Origin of the sequence: Asanoa sp. NPDC050611 (genome assembly GCF_040654855.1) — a bacterium.
In the GTDB taxonomy this organism is placed as follows: Bacteria; Actinomycetota; Actinomycetes; order Mycobacteriales; family Micromonosporaceae; genus Asanoa.
Genome location: NZ_JBFAIU010000385.1, coordinates 1 through 6,478, shown reverse-complemented (window position 1 = coordinate 6,478; position 6,478 = coordinate 1). Strand labels below are relative to the sequence as shown.

General features: G+C 71.4%; 5 protein-coding genes. 4 read left to right on the top strand and 1 reads right to left on the bottom strand.

The genetic code is table 11. The features are described 5' to 3' along the window. The coding region (locus AB0H87_RS35825; protein WP_360156210.1) for an integrase core domain-containing protein at positions 1-79 on the top strand (79 nt) is incomplete at its 5' end. 54 nt (positions 80-133) lie between these two features. Here AB0H87_RS35825 and AB0H87_RS35820 read toward each other — a convergent pair. Next, on the bottom strand, positions 134-1,489 hold the full coding sequence (locus AB0H87_RS35820; protein WP_360156207.1) for an APC family permease: 1,356 nt from the start codon (positions 1,487-1,489) through the stop codon (positions 134-136). Positions 1,490-1,895: 406 nt separating this feature from the next. On the opposite strand from AB0H87_RS35820, the gene AB0H87_RS35815 reads away from it, so the two are divergent. From AB0H87_RS35815 to AB0H87_RS35805, 3 genes are all read left to right on the top strand, one after another. Beyond that, positions 1,896-2,942, top strand: a complete 1,047-nt coding sequence (locus tag AB0H87_RS35815; protein ID WP_360156204.1) for a MoxR family ATPase — start codon at positions 1,896-1,898, stop codon at positions 2,940-2,942. Between the two features lies 1 nt (position 2,943). Then, positions 2,944-4,251, top strand: coding sequence for a DUF58 domain-containing protein (locus AB0H87_RS35810; RefSeq protein WP_360156201.1), 1,308 nt, complete (start codon positions 2,944-2,946; stop codon positions 4,249-4,251). After that, positions 4,248-6,478: DUF3488 and transglutaminase-like domain-containing protein (locus AB0H87_RS35805; protein ID WP_360156198.1), on the top strand; the 2,231-nt coding region annotated here is incomplete at its 3' end. The genes AB0H87_RS35810 and AB0H87_RS35805, both read left to right, overlap by 4 nt.

The following is a 6,478-nucleotide window of genomic DNA, read 5'->3' as shown; positions in this document are numbered from 1 at the left end:
CGATACCGCCCAGGCGGCGGTTGACGCTTTCCGGCATGAATACAACACCGACCGGCCGCACCAGTCCCTCGGCCGGTAGCGGAGGACGTCGGTCACGCTTCCGCCTTCCGTGGGGATCTCTCGCTTGTGGAGCTTATGGCGCCGGGGTGAGGTTGTCGTCGGGGTCGACGGTCGTCTCCTCGGACATACCCGCCAGCACCGGCGTGCGCTTGGTGGCGACCAGGATCGCCACCACGACGATGCCGATGAGCACCCAGATGCCGCCGATGAGCTGGGCGAAGATCTTCTGGTTGACCACCACGTAGACCAGCATGGCGAGGCCCAGCGCGGGCAGGATCGCGTGGCGGACCCAGTCGCGGCTGCCGTTGCGGACCACGTACCACCAGAAGACCGTCACGTGCAGCACGATGAACGCGACCAGGGCACCGAAGTTGACCAGCCGGCCGAGGTCGGTGATCGCCTGCGCCTCACGGGTGAACCAGAGGGTCAGGCCGAGCACCAGCGAGAGGCCGGCGACCAGGAACACGGCGTTGGTCGGCACCGCGTGCCGCGGCGAGACCCGGGCGAGGAACGCCGGCAGCTGCTTGTCGCGGGCCATCGCGAAGAGCAGCCGGGAGGTGGCGCCCTGCGCGACCATCGCGTTGGCGATGCCCCACGCGAGTGCGGTGGCCAGCGAGGTCAGCACGTACATCCAGTGGCCGCTGGCGGCCTCGGCGGCCTGGGCGAACTCGTCACCGACGACCGCGCCGCCCTGCAGCAGCCCGTCCGGGTTCGGCACGAGCATGGAGCCGAGCCAGGTCTGCAGGACGAACAGGGCGCCCGCGACGATCAGCGCGCCGGCCATCGCGCGGCCGATCTTCGCGGCCTCCTCACGGTTCTCCTCGGCGAGCATCGAGATGCCGTCGAACCCGAGGAACGAGAGCATCGCGACGCCGACCGCGGCGAAGATCAGCGACCAGCCGAACAGGTCGCCGTTGAACAGCGCCGTACCCGCGGAAAGGCCGTTGCCCTTGCCCTGGCCGAGGGCGACCAGGAAGACGATGACGACCAGCGCCAGCACCGCCAGCTCGGCGATCAGGAACCAGCGCGTCACAGTCGCGGTGATCTTGATGCCCAGGTAGTTGACCGCCGTGTTGACCGCGACGAACACGATGAGCCAGAGCCAGGTCGGAATCGCCGTCACGATGGCGTTCATCGAGAATGCGGCGACCACGTACAGCAGGCTCGGCACGAGGATGTAGTCGAGCAGGATCGCCCAGCCCGCCACGAATCCGACCGGCGGCGCGATTCCGCGACTGGCGTAGTTGTAGACCGACCCGGCCATGGGGAAGGCGCGCACCATCTGCGCGTAGGAGTTGGCGGTGAACAGCATCGCCACGAGAGCGACCAGATAGGTCAGCGCCACCATGCCGCCGGAGACCTGGAACACCGAGCCGAAGATCGCGAAGGGGGCGATCGGCACCATGAAGACCAGGCCGTACGCGAGCATGTCGATGAAACGGAGCTCCCGCCGAAGCTCCTGGCGGTAGCCGAAGTTCTCGAGGGATACCGGTCCCTCTGCCGGTTGCGGACTCACGCCCGCTTGAGGGGAAGCCATGAGGCGTCACGATAGTGCTCGATGATCGTTTGTGAAAGATATCGATCCGCCAATTCATCGCGCGGTATGTCGTTGTTTCGCGGTTATCCCCACCAAGCGCGCTGGGCGGTCAAAGTACCCATCCTGGACAGCGTGGGCGCCCGGGTCGGCGCGGTCCAAAAATCCAGTTAGCCTGATGGGACGGGTGGGGCCGGCGGTGACGCGGCGGCTTGCCGAATTCTGCCCGCGTGGATGAACCAAACCACGGGCCCAGACGCTCTTGCATATGAAAGCCGCAGCACCCCCGAGGAGGAGGCCCGTGACACAACAGACCTGGGACGAACTGGGCGCACCACTGCCCGGTCCCGAGTTCCGAGCCGCCAGTGATGCCATCGTGGCCAACATCGAGCAGGTCATCGAGGGCAAGACGGCAACGGTGCGGCTCGCACTCGCCGTCCTGCTGGCCGAGGGTCACCTCCTGATCGAAGACGTTCCCGGCGTCGGCAAGACCAAACTCGCCAAGGCGCTCGCCCGCTCGATCGACTGCTCCGTCCGCCGCATCCAGTTCACCCCCGACCTCCTGCCGAGCGACGTCACCGGCGTCAGCGTCTACAACCAGGAGAACCACGACTTCGAGTTCAAGCCGGGCGCGGTCTTCGCCAACCTGGTGGTCGGCGACGAGATCAACCGGGCCTCGCCGAAGACCCAGTCGGCGCTGCTCGAGTGCATGGAGGAGCGGCAGGTCACGGTCGACGGCACGACCTACGAGCTGCAGACGCCCTTCATGGTCATCGCGACGCAGAACCCGATCGAGATGGAGGGCACCTACCCGCTGCCCGAGGCGCAGCGCGACCGGTTCACCGCCCGGATCGCGATGGGCTACCCCGACGCGGGTGCGGAGCTGGCGATGCTCGACGCGCACGGCGCGCACGACCCGCTGCAGGCCCTGCGGCCGGTCTCCGACGCCGCCACCGTGCGCCGGCTGATCGCCACGGTGCGCGACGTGCACGCGGCCGAAGCGGTCAAGCAGTACGCGGTCGACCTGGTCACCGCCACCCGCGAAGCCCCGGACCTCCGGCTGGGCGCCTCCCCCAGGGCCGCCCTCCAGCTGCTGCGCACCGCCCGGGCCGTCGCCGCCCTCGAGTCGCGCGACTACGTCCTCCCCGACGACCTCCAGGCGCTGGCCGTCCCCGTGCTCGCGCACCGGATCATCCCGACCGCCGACGCGCAGCTGGCCCGCCGCACGACCGACGCGATCGTCGCCGACATCGTGCACCGGCTGCCGCTGCCGCACGACCGCGGCCGCAACCCTTACGACACCCGTCCCCAGTCCAGCGACGGGCGCGGCGACTACCGGAGGATGTGACGTGCGCGAAGCGCTGCGCGGGCTGACCACGCGCGGTCGCTCGTTCCTCGCGGCGGGCGGCGCGGCCGCCCTGTCGGCGCTGATCCTCGGCGAGAAGGACTTGCTCCGGGTCGCGGTGCTGCTGGCGATCCTGCCGCTGCTGGCCGCGGCCTACGTCGGCCGCAGCCGCTACAAGCTGGCCTGCAGCCGGTCCCTGGAGCCACACCGGGTGCAGGTCGGCGCCAGCTCGCGGGTGATCCTGCGGCTGCAGAACCTGTCCCGGCTGCCCACGGGCACGCTGCTGCTCGAGGACCGGCTGCCGTACGCCCTGGGCAGCCGGCCCCGCGTGGTGCTCGAACGGCTCGGCGCGCACCAGGCCAGCTCGGTCGCCTACACGGTCCGCGCCGACGTGCGCGGCCGCTACGAGGTCGGCCCACTGGTGGTCCGGCTCACCGACCCGTTCGGCCTCTGCGAGCTGTCCCGCTCGTTCCCGTCGGTCGACCGGCTCACCGTGATCCCGCAGGTCGTGCCGCTCCCCTCGGTGCGCCTGGTCGGCGAGTTCGCCGGCACCGGCGACAGCCGGGCGCGGTCGGTGGCCGTGCACGGCGAGGACGACGCGGCGACCCGCGAGTACCGGCGCGGCGACGACCTGCGCCGGGTGCACTGGAAGTCGACGGCCCGGGTCGGCGAGCTGATGGTGCGCCGCGAGGAGCAGCCGTGGGAGAGCCGGGCCACGGTCGTGCTCGACACCCGGCAGTACGGGCACCGCGGCGAGGGTCCGACCTCGAGCTTCGAGTGGGCGGTCTCGGCCGCCGCCTCGATCGCCGTGCACCTGCGGGCCGCCGGCTACAAGCTGCGGCTGGTCACCGACGCCGGGGTCGACGTCGACGCGGGTGAGGCGGGCGGCGAGGGCATGCTCCTCGACCACCTGGCCGAGGTGAAGCTGACCCCGCGCGGCGACGTGGGCCTGCTGGTCGAGCGCGTCCGGCGGCGTTCCGACGGCGGCCTCGTGATCGCCGTCCTGGGCGGCCTGGAGCCCGGCGAGACCGAGCTGCTGGCCGCGCTGCGCGGCAACAACGCCACCTGCATCGCGGTGCTGGTCGACACGTCGACCTGGCTCAACCTGGCCCCCGAGGCCCGGGCCGAGGCCGACGCCGCCCGCGAGGCGGCCTCGCTCGGCCTGCTCAGCAGCGGCTGGCGGGTGGTCGGCGCGGCGCACGGCGACAAGCTGCCGGCGCTGTGGCCGCAGGCGGCCCGGGGCTCACAGGGCTTCGCCTACCGGGCCACGATGGCCGAGACGGTGGCCGGCACGTTGGGAGTGGCGCGATGAGGAGCCGGCGGCACATGGGCGTGGTGGCGGCGGTCGCCACCCTGATGGCCGCGGCGCCCCTGAGCACGATCTTCGAGCAGTGGACCTGGCTGATCCAGTGCACGATCACGGTGGCGCTGATCGCCGGTGCGGCGACCCTGGCCCGCACCGCACGGGCACCGGTCTGGGCCCAGTTCCTGACCATGCTGGTCACCCTGCTGCTGGCGCTGACCTGGCTGTTCCCGAGCGGCGAGGAGATCGCCGGGCTCATACCGTGGGCCGGCACGCTCGACCACTTCGGCACGCTGCTCACCGACTCCGCGAGCGACATGCGGACGTACGCCGTCCCGGTGCCCGACGGCGACCCGCTGCTGTTCGTCGCGGTGCTCGGCATCGGCGCGGTCGCGGTGATGGTCGACCTGGCGGTGGTCGGGCTGCGCAAGCCGGCGCTGGCCGGGCTGCCGATGCTGGCCATCTACTCCGTGCCGGTCGCGGTCTACTCGGCGAGCGTCTCGTTCCTGCCGTTCGTGATCGGCGCGATGGGCTTCCTGTGGCTGCTGGTCGCCGACAAGGTCGACGGCGTGCGCCGGTTCGGCCGGCGGTTCACCGGCGACGGGCGGGACGTCGACGTCTGGGAACCGTCGCCCCTGGCGGCGGCCGGGCGGCGGCTCGCGATCGTCGGCGTGCTGGTGGCGGTCGCGCTGCCGGTCGCCGTACCCGGGATGACCTCCGGTCTGCTGGCCCGCCTCAACAACGGCTCCGGCGACGGCGTCGGGCTCGGCGACGGCTCCGGCCGGCCCGGCCGGATCAACCTGTTCGCGGCGCTGCAGGGTCAGCTCCGGCAGAACAAGCTGGTCACCTTCGCGCGCGTGACGACCACCGACCCGGACCCGTTCTACCTGCGGTTCGCGGTGGCCGACGACATCTCCTCGGAGGGCTTCCGCAGCCGCACGCCGCAGGGCCGCAACCTGCGGCAGCTCGAGGACCCGCGGTCGGAGCCCCGCAGCGGCGTGACCTACGAGCAGTACTCGGCCGAGGTCTCGATGACCAGCGACTACCAGATGCAGTTCGCACCGATGTACGGCACGCTGATCGGCACCGACGGCCTCGACAACCAGTGGCAGTACGACCCGAACCAGCAGGTCATCTTCTCCAACCGGGCGACCGCGCGGGACAAGGACTACCGGTTCGACTTCGTCCGGGCCAACTACACGGAGGAGGCGCTGCGCTCCGCCCCGGCCCCGGACGCCAACAACCTGGAGGTCAAGCGGTTCACCGCGGTGCCGACGGTCCGGCAGGTGCAGAACCAGGTCGACGAGCTGGTCACCGGCGAGCCCACCACCTACGACAAGGTGATGGCGATCTACCGGTTCTTCTCGGCGTCCAACAACTTCCGCTACGAGCTGCAGACCGAGGGCGGCACGTCGGGCGAGGACATCGTCAACTTCCTCACCAACCGCAAGGGCTACTGCCAGCAGTACGCGGCGACGATGGCCTGGATGGTGCGCGAGGCCGGCATCCCGGCGCGGGTGGCGTTCGGCTTCACCAACGGCACGTCGCGGGAGAACGGCGCGATGGTGCTGACGAACCTCAACCTGCACGCGTGGACCGAGGTCTACTTCGGGCCGGAGTACGGCTGGGTGCCGTTCGACGCGACGCCGCGCGCCGGTGTGCCCGGCGCGGTGCGCCCGGACTACGCACCGGACCCGGACGCGCCACGGGTGACGCCGTCGGCGGCCCCGTCGGGTTCGGCCGGGCCGGGCTCGGACGACCCGAACGACCTGCCGGGCAAGGAGGACCCGGGCGGCAACGAGGCACTGCCTGAGCTGCCGGGGCCGACGCTGCCCAAGTGGCCGTTCTACACCGGTGGCGTGGTCGTCCTGGCCCTGCTGCTGCTGGGCATGCCGGCGTTCCGCCGGTCGCGCCTCCGCCGGCGCCGCAATGCGGCGACGGTCGCGGCCACGGACGTGGCTCCCGGCACGGCGACGGTGCTGCCGACGAGCGAGGCGGCCAGACGAAGCCGGGCACACGCCCACGCGGCGTGGGACGAGCTGATCGACACGATGGTCGACTACAAGGTGCCGATCGACCGCACGGAGACACCGCGGGCAACGGCTGAGCGGCTGGCGGTGGCCGAGCTACGCGGCGACACGACCGGCGCGGTCGACGGGGTGCGGCTGCTGGGCCAGGCGGAGGAACGGGCGCGGTACGCCCGGAGCCCGCTGGCCGGCCCGGGCCTGCCGGAGGC

Excerpts from the sequence above, each read along its gene's own strand:
- AB0H87_RS35820 (WP_360156207.1), bottom strand. The coding sequence starts at position 1,489 with ATGCTCGCGTACGGCCTGGTCTTCATGGTGCCGATCGCCCCCTTCGCG.